Raw genomic sequence first — 15,425 nt, 5'->3', positions numbered from 1 at the left:
AAAACAGATTAATTGATATGCAATTTTTGCCGTAAATTAGCAACTTTGGAGCCTAAAATCTTCTCCGCTAAGTGCGATTTTAAAATTAAATAACCATAGATCCCAACACCTAATACAACTTCCAGGCATAATAACACAATAGCCCACGGGCGACCTTGATTATTCACCAAATGATATGCAACAAAATCCAAGATTAAAATGGCTACTAACATCACAACTGTTAACATAAAAATGCCACAAGTACGGTTAATGGTCGGCTGTAATTTAAACTCAAATTTCACACACAATAATCGCAACATCAGCCAACACGTGACCGCCATGCCAATAGCAGTCGCCATTAAGGGCCCAAAACTACTAAAAATTAAAATACATGGATATTGTACAAGCATTTTAACAATAAAACCAATCACAAAATATTTAATCGCCATTTTATTTTGATATAGTCCTTGTAAAATAGCTGACAAAACCGTAAATAACCCTAACAAGATAGCTACTACACAACTAAATTGTAACAAGTAAATCCCCAACTGATCATATCGATAAAACAAAATATACAAAGGCTTAGCTACTGCATACATGCCTAAAGCTGCCGGTAACATAACTAAGAAAAACAATTGTAAGATATTACCAATTTGATCTTGAATTTCTTTTTGGTTATGACGCGAATAAGCTGCTGACAATAAGGGGATCGCAGTAACAGCCATCGCTGTTGATAAAGAAACCACAATCATAATTAATTTATTTGCATTAAAGGCAAATAGAGCATACATGGCATTCAATGTGTCTTTACTAAAATGTTGAAACGACGACATCATTGAATTAAACGTCGACTGATCAAATAATTGGAATAAGATAATGCCAGAATCCAGAATAATAAAAGGAACTGCTTGGCGAATAATTTCTCCAAAAAAATTCTGATGACGTGTATCAATTTCAAATTTACTTTGTCGTGATAGACGGCGAATTTGCGGTAATTGTTTTAAAAAGTAAATTACCAACACTCCTAAACCAAAGACCGCACCAATGAAAGCCGCAAAGGTCGATTGCGTTACGGCACTAACATAACTGCCCTTTTGCACCTTCATAATTAAATACGTTGCCGCTAACATATAAATTACGCGCGCCACTTGCTCAATTAATTGAGAAACCGCTGAAGGTGCCATTTGTGAATAGCCTTGAAAATAGCCCCGCATGAGACTCATCAACGGAATGATTAATAACGCAATCGCCAAGGCTCTTAAAACTGGAATGGCATTGGCATTGCCATCAGCAAACCAATCACTCAAAAGCGGTGCGCCAAAATACATCAGCGCTGCACTAATTATGCCCATCCAAGCCATGATTTTGATGCCTTGTTTAAATAACTGGTTTCCCGCCGCATACTCGTTTAAAGCATTGTAATGCGCAATTTGTTTGGAAATTGCCCCGGGAATACCCGCCGTCGAAATTATCAAAAACAGACTATAGATATTATAGCCCTTAGCAAATAGGGCATTGGCCAAGGTAGCCGTTAAAACGGAACCAAACCACATATTCCACGGAATGATATAAATAGCACCCAAGACTCGCGAAAAAATACTTCCCGCCGTCATCCAAGCTGAACCCTTAATTAAATCATTTTTGCCACCAGTTACCGCAGTTGTCACTGTATTCTCTTCGACATCTTGATCCATCAAATTGATCCTCTCTAAAATTGATGAATTATTATTTTACCACAAAATTCACAATTTTTTGCGGAACCACAATGGTTTTTACAATCTTTTTATCAGCAATAAATGATTGTGTCTTTTCATCAGCTAATGCTCTTTGTTCTAAATCAGCTTTGGAAATATCAACTGGCACCGTAATCTTATTTCTTAACTTACCATTAACTTGCAAAATAACTTCGACTTCAGCACTAACTAGATCTTCTTCATTGTAAGTTGGCCATTGAGCATAAGTGATGGATTCATCATGACCTAATTTTTGCCAAATTTCTTCAGCAATATGCGGTACGATTGGGGCTAACATTTTAATTAAACCTTCAGCGTAATCCTTTGGAAACTGATCTTGCTTTTGCACAGCGTTGACAAAAGTCATCATTTGCGAAATTGCCGTATTAAATTGTAACTTTTCATAATGATCACTAACTTGTTTCACAGTTTCACTATAAATCTTTTTCAAATCAGCATTCGGCTGCTCGGTAATAAAATCAGTCCGCAAAGTGTTGTCATCATCTGCATTAATATATAAGCGCCAAACCCGCTCTAAGAAACGATAAGAACCAGCTAAGCCATCTTCACTCCAAGAAATGGAAGCATCTAACGGTCCCATAAACATTTCGTAAAGACGTAACGTATCAGCACCATATTCATCGACAACATCATCAGGATTAATAACGTTGCCTTTGGACTTCGACATTTTTTCGTGATTATTACCCAAAATCATTCCTTGATTAAATAATTTTTGGAACGGTTCTGGTGTCGGTACAACACCTAAATCGTATAAGAACTTATGCCAAAATCTTGCATACAGTAAATGCAGCACAGCATGTTCGGCTCCACCGACGTATAAATCAACGGGCATCCACTGTTTTAATTTTTCATAATCAGCGATTGCTTCATCATTATGTGGATCTACATAACGCAAGAAATACCAAGAACTACCAGCCCATTGTGGCATTGTATTGGTTTCCCGCCGACCTTTGCGGCCATTTTTATCAACCACATTGACCCAGTCAGTCAAGTTAGCCAACGGACTTTCAATCGTACCTGAAGGTTTAATATCATGTTCTGCTGGCAAACGTAATGGTAATTCATCTTCAGGAACTAAACTCGTGGTTCCATCTTCCCAATGAATAATTGGAATGGGTTCACCCCAGTAACGTTGCCGTGAAAAGACCCAATCTCGCAAGCGGTAATTAACTTTCTTTTGGCCAACCTGATGATCTTCTAACCACGCCAAAACCTTATCAATTGCCTGCTGTTTATTTAAACCATTTAAAAACTCCGAATTAATATGTTCACCATCACCTGTATAAGCATGATCACTGACATCACCACCCGCAATGACTGCTTTAATTGGTAAGTCAAACATTTTAGCAAATTCGAAATCCCGGTCATCATGTGCTGGAACAGCCATGATAGCACCCGTCCCGTAGCTAGCCAAGACATAATCAGAAATCCAAATTGGTAATCGATCGCCATTAATCGGATTAATAGCGTAAGCGCCTGTGAAAGCACCTGTTTTTTCAGTATTTAAATCGGTCCGATCCAAATCACTCTTTTTAGCAGTTGCTTCCTGATATTGTTGAACTTGTGCTTTTTGTTGTGGGGTAGTAATTTGATCCACTAGTTCATGCTCTGGAGCCATGACTACATAAGTAGCACCAAATAACGTATCTGGCCGTGTCGTAAAGACATTAAACGTTAAATCATGATCGGCAATCTCAAACTTAACTTCAGCACCGACTGACCGGCCAATCCAGTTGCGCTGCATTTCCTTAATATTTTCGGGCCAATCGATTAAATCTAAATCATCCAATAAACGATCCGCATAAGCCGTAATTTTGAGCATCCATTGTCGCATTGGCTTACGGTAAACTGGAAAACCACCACGTTCAGTTTTACCGTTGACAATCTCCTCATTAGCGACTACTGTACCTAAATCTGGACTCCAATTAACAGGAACTTTGGCTTCATAAGCTAACCCCTGTTTATACAATTGTTCAAAGATCCACTGTGTCCATTTATAATAATTAGGATCAGTAGTATTAATTTCGCGCTCCCAATCGTAAGAAAAACCTAGCGAATTAATTTGTCGCTTAAATGTATCAATATTTTGTTGCGTAAAATCAATGGGATTATGTCCAGTTTTCAGCGCATATTGTTCAGCGGGTAAGCCAAACGCATCCCACCCCATGGGATGTAAGACATTGTAGCCTTGCATCCGCTTCATCCGGGCAATAATATCGGTCGCGGTATACCCTTCTGGATGACCAACATGCAAACCTTTACCAGACGGATAAGGAAACATATCTAACGCGTAAAAGTTTTTCTTATTTGGATCTTCTGTTGTTTTAAACGTCTTATGTTCGGCCCAATAGGCTTGCCATTTTTTTTCAATAACGTTGTGATTATAACCCATAATTACCCTCCTACAAAAAAAGTCCCATTGCTATTGCAATAGGACGAAATTTACCCGCGGTACCACCTAAGTTTTATATATTAACTATATAACTCTCAAGTATTTAACGATACCCCGTGACTACTTACTATTAGTTCAGTAATCAAACTCCAAAGATGAGTTCATTAAAAAATATCTGTGAAATCACACTAACCTTCCACTCTCTGATAATCAATTTTTCAATTACTATTCCTTTGGTAAAAACTAATCTGACGCATATTATAAATAAAAATCACGCTAATTGCAACTAGTCTGACGAATTTTCAGTTGCAGCTTCCTGTGGCGAAACTTGAATTGAATTATCAGTAGCTGGGGTTGACTTAGTATTAGAAACTGCTTTAGCCTGCACAACTGGTGCTTTTTTAATAACAGCAGCTGGATCAGCATGATCTCCACTAGGAATTGTCCGTGAAAAATCAGTTTCATTTTTTGCATCCTTAGGCCGATTGCTTGGTTTAGTACTAGGGGCTTGCAATATTTCCTTGTTGGTATTAATTAATTCATTCAGGGAATTATTAACAATAACCGGTAAAGCCGGCGTTTGTGTTTCATTAGTAGCTGAAGCATCAGCTGCTGGATTTTGAAATTTATTTCTCACAATTACCGGGGCTTGTTGATTTTGATAAGTATTCCTTGTAGAATTATGGTTCACATTATTTGTGACTAAACTAACATTATTGACTACAATGTCATTGACACTTGGTTTAGTAGCATCAACTGGTTGATCAAAACGCGTTAGATTATACTTTTCAATCAAACTGTTCAATTTATCGGCATATGATGTATCCGTGGCATAACGCCCCGTTAAAAAGCTAGTAGCATCTTTATAGGAACTAGTTTTACTACGCCAAGCTCCAGAATACATGCCATTATCGCGCAGTAAACGAACGTAGTCTTCTAAGGACTCACGATAGGAGGGATACTTGCGAAAATTAGCTTGAATACCGTACAAATTACCACTGCCATCATCTTCTTGCGTGGCCATATTAACCGCTGATCCTTGAAAACTGCCTTTAACACCAAACAAGTTATAATTAGGCGCCTGGGCTAAAGTACTTGTCCCCCAACCGCTTTCTAAGAGTGCTTGGGCTAACATAACTGAAGCATAAAGATCATTATTATTGGCTAACTTTTGCGCCGATAAACCCAAATAATTTAAAAATGTTTGATCCCCATATCCGGACGATGTGACCACATTTTCCAAGTTATCAGCATCATTGACGTTAATTGTCACTTGATCAAAACTATCAGCATAACTCGTCACACTACTATGCTTTAAAGCATTTAATGCAGTTAAACAACTTAAGCAACTAATTGCAACTAGTTTAACTGATCTTCTTAAATGTTTTTTCATCAAACAGACCCCCTTTATTTGCGACTGGGATAAAAATATACTAAGGTCTTTGTCCCAATCTCATTTATTAGTTAAACTTCCCACTACTTCAAGCTAATTATAGTCACCAATGAACTTAATCAATGCCCTTTCCGGTAAGATTTACCAAAAAATTAATTATTTTTTAGGAGATTATTAATGAAATTATCAAAACTATTACTTTTTCTTAGCATTTTCTTTATCTCTTGTTTTTTAATTTTGACAATGATGTTATTTCATCATCAGCCAGCATTACGGCACTGTGATTTCTGGTTTTTTCAACACTTAGCTTTTTTGAGTGAACATAATCGAACCTTCTTCAAATACATTACCACTATTGGCGCGCCTAAAGTCGTCTTTAGTCTAACTATCCTTATTAGCTTCATTTTAAAGAATCAACGCCAACGATTTTTTCTGCTTAGTAACGTAATAAGTAATTTATTATTAAACCAAGTTTTAAAAGCGCTCATTCACAGACCTCGTCCCAACTTAAATCATCTCGTCCAAGCAACTGGCTTTAGTTTTCCTAGCGGTCATGCTATGGCTACCACTGCTTTAATTGGGAGTTTAATTCTCATCTATTACCAAACTACGAAAAAAAAGCAATTACCATTTTTTTTAATGGTAATTGCCCTCATCATTATTATCAGTCGTCCCATTTTACACGTTCATTATTTTTCTGACGTTTTAGCAGGTACCTGTTTAGCTAGTGGAATTACTCTGCTGATTTACCTTGGCTTTTTTGAAAATCCTTTAACAAATAATCACTATGGTCAAAGAAATTGAGAATAACTGCCACAATTAAAATGATAATTCCCACTACAAAAATCCAGTGCAAGCCTTCATAAACAATTTGTCTAGCTGGTGCTAAATATTGTTTTGCTAACAAATGCGCGGTCGAAGAATTAATCATTTGATCCAACATTTTAAAAGTTAAACCTGAATGTTGTTGTACTCCTTGTGCCATTTTTAGGTTCATCACAATTCCAAAGACGGAAACCATCAAGGTTTGCCCCAAATTACGAGCTAACGTATTGAAACTGGTGGCCGTTCCCACTTCATCTGCTGTGACTACACTTTGCGAAGTAACCGTGGAAGTTGTAATCGACAAACCAAAACCAAAACCAACCACCGCAGAGATAATTAGAAAAATGCCAAAGGCCGTTTTTAACGGTAACAACAGATAGCACCCACAGCCAACCACTAGAAAGCTAAGTGCAAATAACGTAATTTTATGCGGTGGATATTTAGCAATCATTTTACCAGAAATATAAGAACCAAATAACCAAACTACCGAACTAGGTGTAACCACAAAGCCCCCCATCGACGGCTTCAGTCCTAAAACGCTCTGCATCCAAATTGGCAAATAAGCATCAAAACCAATCAAAAAACCAGAAATTAATAGAATCGACACATTTTGTACAACAAAAGTACGATTTTTAAATAATTTTAACGGCAAAATTGGATCTGCTTTTTGCCGTTCGACCTTCACAAATACAAAAGCACCTAATACGGCTGCTACTAACAAAATTAAACTAATTAGCCAAGCATGGGCATTATTTAAGTTCTGTAGCCCGAGCATTAAACAAACTAAGACGAACGTTAATAAGATAATACCTTGAAAATCAACCGGCTCACGCACAGCTTGACTGCGCTTAGGTTCATGCAAAAATAATTGAATCAAGATAATTGTAATCAAACCAATGGGAATATTAATGGCAAAGACCCAATGCCAAGACAGTTGTTCAACAATAAAACCACCTAACAAAGGCGCCACAATTGAGGCAATTCCCCAGGCAGACCCATTTAAGCCAATCATATTGGCCCTTTTTTCTAACGGATAAATATCAGCTAAAACGGTATACGTCAACGGCTGAATTGCCCCAGCACCTAGTCCTTGTAAAACCCGTGACAAAATTAGTTGCAACATAGAATGCGAAATACAACATAAAAAAGAACCCAAGACAAAAATTAATAAGCCAATATTTAATAAAATTTTACGACCATAGCGATCAGATAATTTACCATAAATCGGCGTCGTGACCGCGCTCATTAATAAATAGATTGAAAAGACCCAATTCATTAATTTCAAGCCATGTAAATCACTAATAATTGTCGGCATCGCCGTCGAAACAATCGTTCCTTCGACGGCTGTCATGAAAGTTGCTACAAAGACTGCAACCGTGACCCACTTAACGTTTGTTTTTTTTACTGTTGAATTCACAATATCCCTACTTTTTAATAGCTTGCTGAATCGCTGTAACTTTGTCTAATTGTTCCCATGGCAATTGCACATCAGTGCGCCCAAAATGGCCATAAGCAGCCGTTTGCTTATAAATTGGCCGCTTTAGATCTAACATCTCGATAATTCCGGCTGGTCTTAAATCAAAGACTTCCCGAATAGCTTGCACAATTTGCGAATCACTATAATCACTTGTATTAAAGGTATTAACATTAATAGAAACTGGACGTGCTACCCCGATCGCATAAGCTAATTGAATTTCAATTTGATCAGCGACCCCAGCAGCAACTAAATTCTTAGCCACATAACGTGCCGCATAACTAGCCGAACGATCAACCTTAGTCGCATCTTTGCCAGAGAAGGCTCCACCACCATGATGAGCAAAACCACCATAGGTATCGACAATAATTTTACGACCAGTTAATCCAGTATCACTACTTGGACCACCTAAAACGAAGCGTCCAGTTGGATTAATAAAGAATTTAGTTTCAGCATCCAATAGTTCAGCCGGAATAACTTGTTTAATCACTTTCTCAATCACATCTTGCCGTAAATCAGCTAACTTGACATCTGGATCATGCTGCGTACTTAAAACAACTGTATCAACCCGTAAAGCCTTCCAGTTATCATCATATTCGACAGTAACTTGCGCCTTTGAATCTGGGCGTAAATAAGTCAATTCATGTTGTTTGCGGACCTGAGTCACCTTATAAACCAACTTGTGAGCCAAGATAATCGGCAAAGGCATAAACTCTGGTGTTTCATTGGTAGCATAACCAAACATCAAGCCTTGATCGCCAGCACCAATTTGATCTAGCGGATCAGTATCATTGTCTGAATCTCTTTTTTCTAAGGCGTCATCCACCCCTTGCGCAATATCAGGCGATTGTTGATCAACCGCAATAATCACGGCACAAGTATCAGCATCAAAACCGTAAGCCGAATCCGTATAGCCAATTTCACGAATCGTTTGACGTACAATAGCTTGCATATCAACGTAAGCGGTCGTTGATATTTCGCCAGCAACCAAAACTAATCCAGTGGTCACTGTAGTCTCACAAGCAACCCGTGCTTGCGGATCCTTAGCTAAAATAGCATCCAAAATAGCATCACTAATTTGATCAGCTATTTTATCTGGATGTCCTTCTGAAACAGATTCCGATGTAAAGAAATGACGTTCTTTTTCCATAAAAATACTTCCCCCTTGAATTTAGGTTACAGGTAAGCTAAATAGCCCCATCGGGAATTTAGTTAACTAAAATATGTTATCACATATTTAAAAACATTAATACTTAATTATTTATAAACATAATCACGAGTCATTGGCAAGCCAGTTCCAGAAGGACCCTTAGTTAACAGATATTGCACAACATCAATATGTCCGGAGGCAAAGGAAGCAGCACAAGCTTGTAAATACAAATCCCACATGCGACTAAAACGTTCGTCCATCATCTCAATGACTTCTGGTAATTTAGCTTGGAAATTATGATCCCAAATTTCAAGGGTTTTTTGATAATGTCTACGTAACATTTCAGTATCAGCAATTTGCAATCCGGAACCAATAATATTTTGGATATTTTCTGTTAAGCCGGGAATGTACCCACCTGGGAAAATCCACTTATCAATCCAGCCATTGGAACCACCATGTTGTGTTTGCATCGTAATTCCGTGAATCAACGCTTTACCATTGTCAACTAAGAAATCACTAACATCTTGGAAATAACCTGGCAAGTTTTCCTCACCTACATGTTCAAACATGCCCACAGAAACAATGTAATCCCACTGACGGCCCTTCAGTTCACGGTAGTCCGTCAATAAGATTTCTGCGCGATCTTGCAGACCTAATTTTTCAATCTGTGCAGTCACATATTTATACTGTTCTTCACTTAAAGTAATGCCCGTAACCTTTAAATCATATTTTTGTGCAGCAGTCAGCATTAAAGTACCCCAGCCACAACCAATATCTAATAACGTTTTGCCTGGTTGAGGATCTAACTTTTTCAAAATATGATTAACTTTATTCAACTGTGCAGTTTTTAAATCATCATCTTCATGTTCAAAATACGCACAAGAATAAGTTAGCGTCTCATCTAACCAAAGTTTATAAAAGTCATTACCAATATCGTAATGATCTTGAACATATTCTTGATTTTTACTCTCTGAATGTTGACGGTTGGAAACAAATTGTTTAAATTTTTTATTGTATAAAAAGCTATCTTTACTTTGATAAGCGGCTAAAATTAAATCTTCGATACTGCCATCGATCTCAATTTTCTTATCCATATACGCTTCACCTAAAGCAATTGAAGCGTTAGCTGCAATCTCTTTAATTGGAATAGCTTCATGAATAGTAATATGAATTTGGGGATCGCCAGTACCATAAGTTTCAGTCTTACCATCCCAATAGGTTACCTTAAGAGGAATATTAAACGAATTTTTTAATAACTCTTTATAAAAAGTTTTTTCTAACATAGATTATTGACCTCATTTCTCAATCCAATAGTCCTACATTACACCATTAGCTAATAATCTTCAAATTTAGTAAAATTAAACTAGTCTTCATAAAGGAGTTCAGCAATGAAACTAATCAATTCCGCAACTAATCTCATAAGTTTGTTAATTTATCCGATGATTTTAACTTTAAAATACCCCACCAACTATGATCACAATAGTATGGTGTCGTTAATCTTAACAATTCTGATTGTTGTTTATAGTAATATTTTCCACCCCTTAAAAGCCAATAAATATTTCAATCTTATTTATTTCGTATTCAGTCTGGCAATTGCTTATTTGTTAAAATTGCAATCGTACCCTCACTACCTCTTTATTCTTTGGTTATGCGAATTACTAATTTGCTTATTTATTGCTAATAATTCTGTTTCAACTTTTATCTGGAATTTTTTTCTGCCGATTTTTAGTAGTATTGTCATTGTTTTTCCAATACTTCATTTTTTATCCGCCCAAATTATTTTAAATATTATTTTAATTAATTTTTTTACTTTACTGACTACACTAACTAACAACTCGCACCAGATTTTTATCGGTGGGTTTTGCATTGGAGTAGTTTTATTGGGATTATACCTACTACATTATTTAACCAACTTAGCAGTTGTGAGCTATTTAGGTTGCTTTTTAATAATTTTAATAGTTAAATATTTACTCCATTTAAAACTAAACGATTACCAATTAGATATTGTGCGAGGAATTTTTAGTTTTTTAAATTACTTCATTTAAATTTTAATGCTAAAATATTTGCGAAAGTAAAAGTACAGTCTGGCTGGTAATCCAGATCTAATTTTAATAATTAGCAGTAACTAAACCACTCGCAAACAAGAAGCTAACGCTAAAGGAAAAATTCCCTTATAAAAGCAAAGATAACAAAATAGTCTAGCTTATCAACATAAACCTGAATTAAAAATGACACTTCTAATTAGGAAGTGCCATTTTTGATTGTATACATTTTTTAATGGTCCAAGTGACAATATGCAAAAACATATGACCACTCCCAAACCAACAACAACGGATCATACTTATTATTTTCAATAGCATTAACAGTTTGCCGTATAACATTAGCTAATTCAGCTAACTGCGCCTGTGAATAACGCTGTTTTTTTAAAATTGGCAATCTTATTTTCCATATTGTATTCCACTTCATAATGTCAAATAACTTTAACACTTTTAGTCAAACCTAGTATAAACACAAAAAAAGCATTAATTAATTATCAATGCTTTACCAAGATATTAAAAATGGAAGATACAGGGCTCGAACCTGTGACCCTCTGCTTGTAAGGCAGACGCTCTCCCAACTGAGCTAATCTTCCAAAAATGACCCGTACGGGATTTGAACCCATGTTACCGCCGTGAAAGGGCGGTGTCTTAACCACTTGACCAACGGGTCAGAACAAATATTTATTTATAAAATAAAATGGAAGATACAGGGCTCGAACCTGTGACCCTCTGCTTGTAAGGCAGACGCTCTCCCAACTGAGCTAATCTTCCAAAAATGACCCGTACGGGATTTGAACCCATGTTACCGCCGTGAAAGGGCGGTGTCTTAACCACTTGACCAACGGGTCAGCTAAAAGCTAACGGAGAGTAAGGGATTTGAACCCTTGATACAGGTAAAAGCCCGTATACATGATTTCCAATCATGCTCCTTCAGCCACTCGGACAACTCTCCAAATAAAAACTCCGGTTGTCAGACTCGAACTGACGACACCCTGATTAACAGTCAGATGCTCTACCAACTGAGCTAAACCGGAATAAGAGCAGCATGGCAACGACCTATCCTCGCAGGTAGTTTCCCACCAACTACTTTCGGCGCTGAGAAGCTTAACTTCTGTGTTCGGCATGATTCCAGGTGTTTCCTCCTCGCTATCGCCACCACACTTGCTCTCTTCTTACCTTCTGAAAGAACCTTAGTCCTCTCAAAACTGAATATTATGTTCTTACTCGACACCCTTGGTTAAGCCCTCGACCGATTAGTATTGCTCAGCTCCATGTATCACTACACTTCCACTCGCAACCTATCTACCTCATCTTCTTTGAGGGGTCTTACTTCATTACTGAATGGGAAATCTCATCTTGAGGTGGGTTTCACACTTAGATGCTTTCAGCGTTTATCCCTTCCATACTTAGCTACCCAGCTATGCCTTTGGCAAGACAACTGGTACACCAGTGGTATGTCCATCCCGGTCCTCTCGTACTAAGGACAGATCCTCTCAAATTTCCTACGCCCGCGACGGATAGGGACCGAACTGTCTCACGACGTTCTGAACCCAGCTCGCGTACCGCTTTAATGGGCGAACAGCCCAACCCTTGGGACCGACTACAGCCCCAGGATGCGATGAGCCGACATCGAGGTGCCAAACCTCCCCGTCGATGTGAACTCTTGGGGGAGATAAGCCTGTTATCCCCAGGGTAGCTTTTGTCCGTTGAGCGATGGCCCTTCCATACGGTGCCACCGGATCATTAAGCCCGACTTTCGTCCCTGCTCGACTTGTCTGTCTCGCAGTCAAGCTCCCTTCTACCTTTACACTCTACGAATGATTTCCAACCATTCTGAGGGAACCTTTGGGCGCCTCCGTTACTGTTTAGGAGGCGACCGCCCCAGTCAAACTGCCCACCTGACACTGTCTCCCGCCGTGCTTCAACGGCGCGGGTTAGAGCTTTCATATAACAAGGGTAGTATCCCACCAGCGCCTCCTTCGATACTAGCGTACCGATCTCTACGGCTCCTACCTATCCTGTACATGTTACACAAAAACTCAATATCAAGCTACAGTAAAGCTCCATGGGGTCTTTCCGTCCTGTCGCGGGTAACCTGCATCTTCACGGGTATTATAATTTCACCGAGTCTATCGTTGAGACAGTGCCCAAATCATTACGCCTTTCGTGCGGGTCGGAACTTACCCGACAAGGAATTTCGCTACCTTAGGACCGTTATAGTTACGGCCGCCGTTTACTGGGGCTTCAATTCTGGGCTTCGACCGAAGTCTAACTCATCCTCTTAACCTTCCAGCACCGGGCAGGCGTCAGCCCCTATACGTCATCTTACGATTTTGCAGAGACCTGTGTTTTTGATAAACAGTTGTTTGGGCCTTTTCACTGCGGCTGGCTCTTACACCAGCACCCCTTCTTCCAAAGTTACGGGGCTATTTTGCCGAGTTCCTTAACGATAGTTCTCTCGCTCACCTTAGGATTCTCTCCTTGACTACCTGTGTCGGTTTGCGGTACGGGTATTCAGTGTCTCACTAGAAGCTTTTCTCGGCAGTGTGACTATTGTGCTTCGCTACTTTAATTTCGCTCCCTATCACAACTCATCCTTCGCGGTTATAAGCATTTGACTCATATCCAGACTCGCTGCTTAGACATGCTTTTCCAGCTGCATGCTCACAATTCATCTCCTGCGTCCCTCCATCGTTCAAACAACACTGAACAGTACAGGAATCTCAACCTGTTTTCCATCGATTACGCCTCTCGGCCTCATCTTAGGTCCCGACTAACCCTGGGCGGACGAGCCTTCCCCAGGAAACCTTAGTCATCCGGTGGACCAGATTCTCACTGGTCTTTCGCTACTCATACCGGCATTCTCACTTCTAAGCTCTCCACCAGTCCTCTCGATCTGGCTTCTTCGTGCTTACAACGCTCTCCTACCACGTACATCTTTCGATGCACATCCACAGTTTCGGTACCATACTTAGCCCCGGTACATTTTCGGCGCAGAACCACTCGACTAGTGAGCTATTACGCACTCTTTAAATGAGTTGCTGCTTCTAAGCCAACATCCTAGTTGTCTGTGCAGTTCCACTTCCTTTTCCACTTAGTATGGATTTTGGGACCTTAACTGGTGATCTGGGCTGTTCCCCTTTCGACGATGGATCTTATCACTCACCGTCTGACTCCCGGAGAAAGATCTTTGGCATTCGGAGTTTATCTGAATTCAGTAACCCATGTTGGGCCCCTAGTCCAAACAGTGCTCTACCTCCAAGATCCTCTTCTCCGAGGCTAGCCCTAAAGCTATTTCGGAGAGAACCAGCTATCTCCAAGTTCGTTTGGAATTTCACCGCTACCCACACCTCATCCCCGCAATTTTCAACTTACGTGGGTTCGGTCCTCCAGTGCGTTTTACCGCACCTTCAACCTGGACATGGGTAGGTCACTTGGTTTCGGGTCTACGACTACGTACTCGCTTTCGCCCTATTCAGACTCGCTTTCGCTACGGCTCCGTCTTCTCAACTTAACCTCGCACGCAATCGTAACTCGCCGGTTCATTCTACAAAAGGCACGCCATCACTCTTTAACGAGCTCTGACTACTTGTAGGCACACGGTTTCAGGATCTATTTCACTCCCCTTCCGGGGTGCTTTTCACCTTTCCCTCACGGTACTTGTTCTCTATCGGTCACTAGGGAGTATTTAGCCTTGGGAGATGGTCCTCCCTGCTTCCGACGGGGTTTCACGTGCCCCGCCGTACTCAGGATACTGGTAGAGTGTCTCTGATTTCGCCTACTAGACTATCACTATCTCTGGTTCAGCTTCCCAACTGATTCAGCTATCTTCGACTATCTCACGTCCCAGTCCTACAACCCCAAAGAGCATGCTCTCTGGTTTGGGCTCTTTCCGTTTCGCTCGCCGCTACTCAGGAAATCGATTTTTCTTTCTCTTCCTATGGCTACTTAGATGTTTCAGTTCACCACGTCTTCCTCACTTACAACTTTCGTCGCAGTGTGACTAAGCTTTACCTTAGCCGGGTTCCCCCATTCGGATATCTCCGGATCTTCGTTTACTTACAACTCCCCGGAGCATTTCGCTGTTCGTTGCGTCCTTCTTCGGCTCCTAGTACCTAGGCATCCACCGTGCGCCCTTATTATCTTAACCTTAATTACTACTGTTTCTTACTTTCTTCGAATCTCTCGATTCTCGGTGTCTTTCTTCTCATAATATTCAGTTTTCAAAGTACTAATGTCCTTGACAGTTTCCTGTCAATGGAGGTTAACGGGATCGAACCGATGACCTCCTGCTTGCAAAGCAGGTGCTCTCCCAGCTGAGCTAAACCCCCGTACTATTTCTATGGGCCTAAATGGACTTGAACCATCGACCTCACGCTTATCAGGCGTGCGCTCTAACCAGCTGAGCTATAGGCCCGA

Annotated in this window: 8 protein-coding genes, 8 tRNA genes, 2 rRNA genes and 1 other annotated feature; of the genes, 1 reads left to right on the top strand and 17 read right to left on the bottom strand. The window is 39.8% G+C overall.

From position 1 onward, the window contains the following. Positions 1 to 8: 8 nt before the first annotated feature. The 3 genes from AC3B5S_RS06935 to AC3B5S_RS06925 form a co-directional block, all read right to left on the bottom strand. Positions 9 to 1,673, bottom strand: a complete 1,665-nt coding sequence (locus tag AC3B5S_RS06935) for a putative polysaccharide biosynthesis protein (RefSeq protein WP_489769655.1) — start codon at positions 1,671 to 1,673, stop codon at positions 9 to 11. Between the two features lie 31 nt (positions 1,674 to 1,704). Next, on the bottom strand, positions 1,705 to 4,125 hold the full coding sequence (gene leuS, locus AC3B5S_RS06930; protein WP_489790270.1) for a leucine--tRNA ligase: 2,421 nt from the start codon (positions 4,123 to 4,125) through the stop codon (positions 1,705 to 1,707). 36 nt (positions 4,126 to 4,161) lie between these two features. After that, positions 4,162 to 4,369 (bottom strand) — a binding site (T-box leader). 42 nt (positions 4,370 to 4,411) lie between these two features. Further along, a complete protein-coding gene (locus AC3B5S_RS06925) occupies positions 4,412 to 5,518 on the bottom strand; it encodes a glucosaminidase domain-containing protein (RefSeq protein WP_489790269.1) in 1,107 nt (368 codons plus the stop codon). Between the two features lie 177 nt (positions 5,519 to 5,695). On the opposite strand from AC3B5S_RS06925, the gene AC3B5S_RS06920 reads away from it, so the two are divergent. After that, positions 5,696 to 6,322, top strand: coding sequence for a phosphatase PAP2 family protein (locus tag AC3B5S_RS06920; RefSeq protein WP_489775244.1), 627 nt, complete (start codon positions 5,696 to 5,698; stop codon positions 6,320 to 6,322). Here AC3B5S_RS06920 and AC3B5S_RS06915 read toward each other — a convergent pair. The 14 genes from AC3B5S_RS06915 to AC3B5S_RS06850 all read right to left on the bottom strand — a co-directional run bounded on the left by AC3B5S_RS06915 (position 6,252) and on the right by AC3B5S_RS06850 (position 15,423). Beyond that, positions 6,252 to 7,760, bottom strand: a complete 1,509-nt coding sequence (locus tag AC3B5S_RS06915) for an MDR family MFS transporter (protein ID WP_489790268.1) — start codon at positions 7,758 to 7,760, stop codon at positions 6,252 to 6,254. The genes AC3B5S_RS06920 and AC3B5S_RS06915 overlap by 71 nt on opposite strands. Before the next feature lie 7 nt (positions 7,761 to 7,767). Then, positions 7,768 to 8,967, bottom strand: coding sequence for a methionine adenosyltransferase (metK, locus tag AC3B5S_RS06910; protein ID WP_489757723.1), 1,200 nt, complete (start codon positions 8,965 to 8,967; stop codon positions 7,768 to 7,770). A gap of 107 nt (positions 8,968 to 9,074) precedes the next feature. Further along, the gene (locus tag AC3B5S_RS06905; protein WP_489757722.1) at positions 9,075 to 10,250 is read right to left on the bottom strand and encodes a class I SAM-dependent methyltransferase; all 1,176 of its coding nucleotides are present in this window, start codon (positions 10,248 to 10,250) and stop codon (positions 9,075 to 9,077) included. A 991-nt stretch (positions 10,251 to 11,241) separates the two neighbouring features. Further along, positions 11,242 to 11,433, bottom strand: coding sequence for a helix-turn-helix transcriptional regulator (locus AC3B5S_RS06900; protein ID WP_489769649.1), 192 nt, complete (start codon positions 11,431 to 11,433; stop codon positions 11,242 to 11,244). Between the two features lie 93 nt (positions 11,434 to 11,526). Beyond that, a tRNA-Val gene (locus AC3B5S_RS06895) sits at positions 11,527 to 11,599 on the bottom strand. A 5-nt stretch (positions 11,600 to 11,604) separates the two neighbouring features. Further along, a tRNA-Glu gene (locus AC3B5S_RS06890) sits at positions 11,605 to 11,676 on the bottom strand. Between the two features lie 28 nt (positions 11,677 to 11,704). Continuing rightward, positions 11,705 to 11,777 (bottom strand) — tRNA-Val (locus AC3B5S_RS06885). A 5-nt stretch (positions 11,778 to 11,782) separates the two neighbouring features. Continuing rightward, positions 11,783 to 11,854: transfer RNA gene (locus tag AC3B5S_RS06880), tRNA-Glu, on the bottom strand. A 13-nt stretch (positions 11,855 to 11,867) separates the two neighbouring features. Continuing rightward, positions 11,868 to 11,958: transfer RNA gene (locus tag AC3B5S_RS06875), tRNA-Ser, on the bottom strand. A 9-nt stretch (positions 11,959 to 11,967) separates the two neighbouring features. After that, positions 11,968 to 12,040 (bottom strand) — tRNA-Asn (locus AC3B5S_RS06870). A gap of 9 nt (positions 12,041 to 12,049) precedes the next feature. Beyond that, positions 12,050 to 12,166: ribosomal RNA gene (gene rrf, locus AC3B5S_RS06865) — 5S ribosomal RNA — on the bottom strand. Positions 12,167 to 12,239: 73 nt separating this feature from the next. Further along, positions 12,240 to 15,156: ribosomal RNA gene (locus tag AC3B5S_RS06860) — 23S ribosomal RNA — on the bottom strand. 108 nt (positions 15,157 to 15,264) lie between these two features. After that, a tRNA-Ala gene (locus tag AC3B5S_RS06855) sits at positions 15,265 to 15,337 on the bottom strand. A gap of 12 nt (positions 15,338 to 15,349) precedes the next feature. Further along, positions 15,350 to 15,423: transfer RNA gene (locus AC3B5S_RS06850), tRNA-Ile, on the bottom strand. Positions 15,424 to 15,425: the final 2 nt, after the last annotated feature.

Source organism: Bombilactobacillus sp. ESL1094, assembly GCF_058107425.1.
This window is presented reverse-complemented; position numbering and strand designations above follow the sequence as displayed.

Coding starts and splice junctions, on each gene's coding strand:
- AC3B5S_RS06935 (WP_489769655.1), bottom strand. CDS start 1,673: ATGGATCAAGATGTCGAAGAGAATACAGTGACAACTGCGGTAACTGGT.
- leuS (WP_489790270.1), bottom strand. CDS start 4,125: ATGGGTTATAATCACAACGTTATTGAAAAAAAATGGCAAGCCTATTGG.
- AC3B5S_RS06925 (WP_489790269.1), bottom strand. CDS start 5,518: ATGAAAAAACATTTAAGAAGATCAGTTAAACTAGTTGCAATTAGTTGC.
- AC3B5S_RS06920 (WP_489775244.1), top strand. CDS start 5,696: ATGAAATTATCAAAACTATTACTTTTTCTTAGCATTTTCTTTATCTCT.
- metK (WP_489757723.1), bottom strand. CDS start 8,967: ATGGAAAAAGAACGTCATTTCTTTACATCGGAATCTGTTTCAGAAGGA.
- AC3B5S_RS06905 (WP_489757722.1), bottom strand. CDS start 10,250: ATGTTAGAAAAAACTTTTTATAAAGAGTTATTAAAAAATTCGTTTAAT.
- AC3B5S_RS06900 (WP_489769649.1), bottom strand. CDS start 11,433: ATGAAGTGGAATACAATATGGAAAATAAGATTGCCAATTTTAAAAAAA.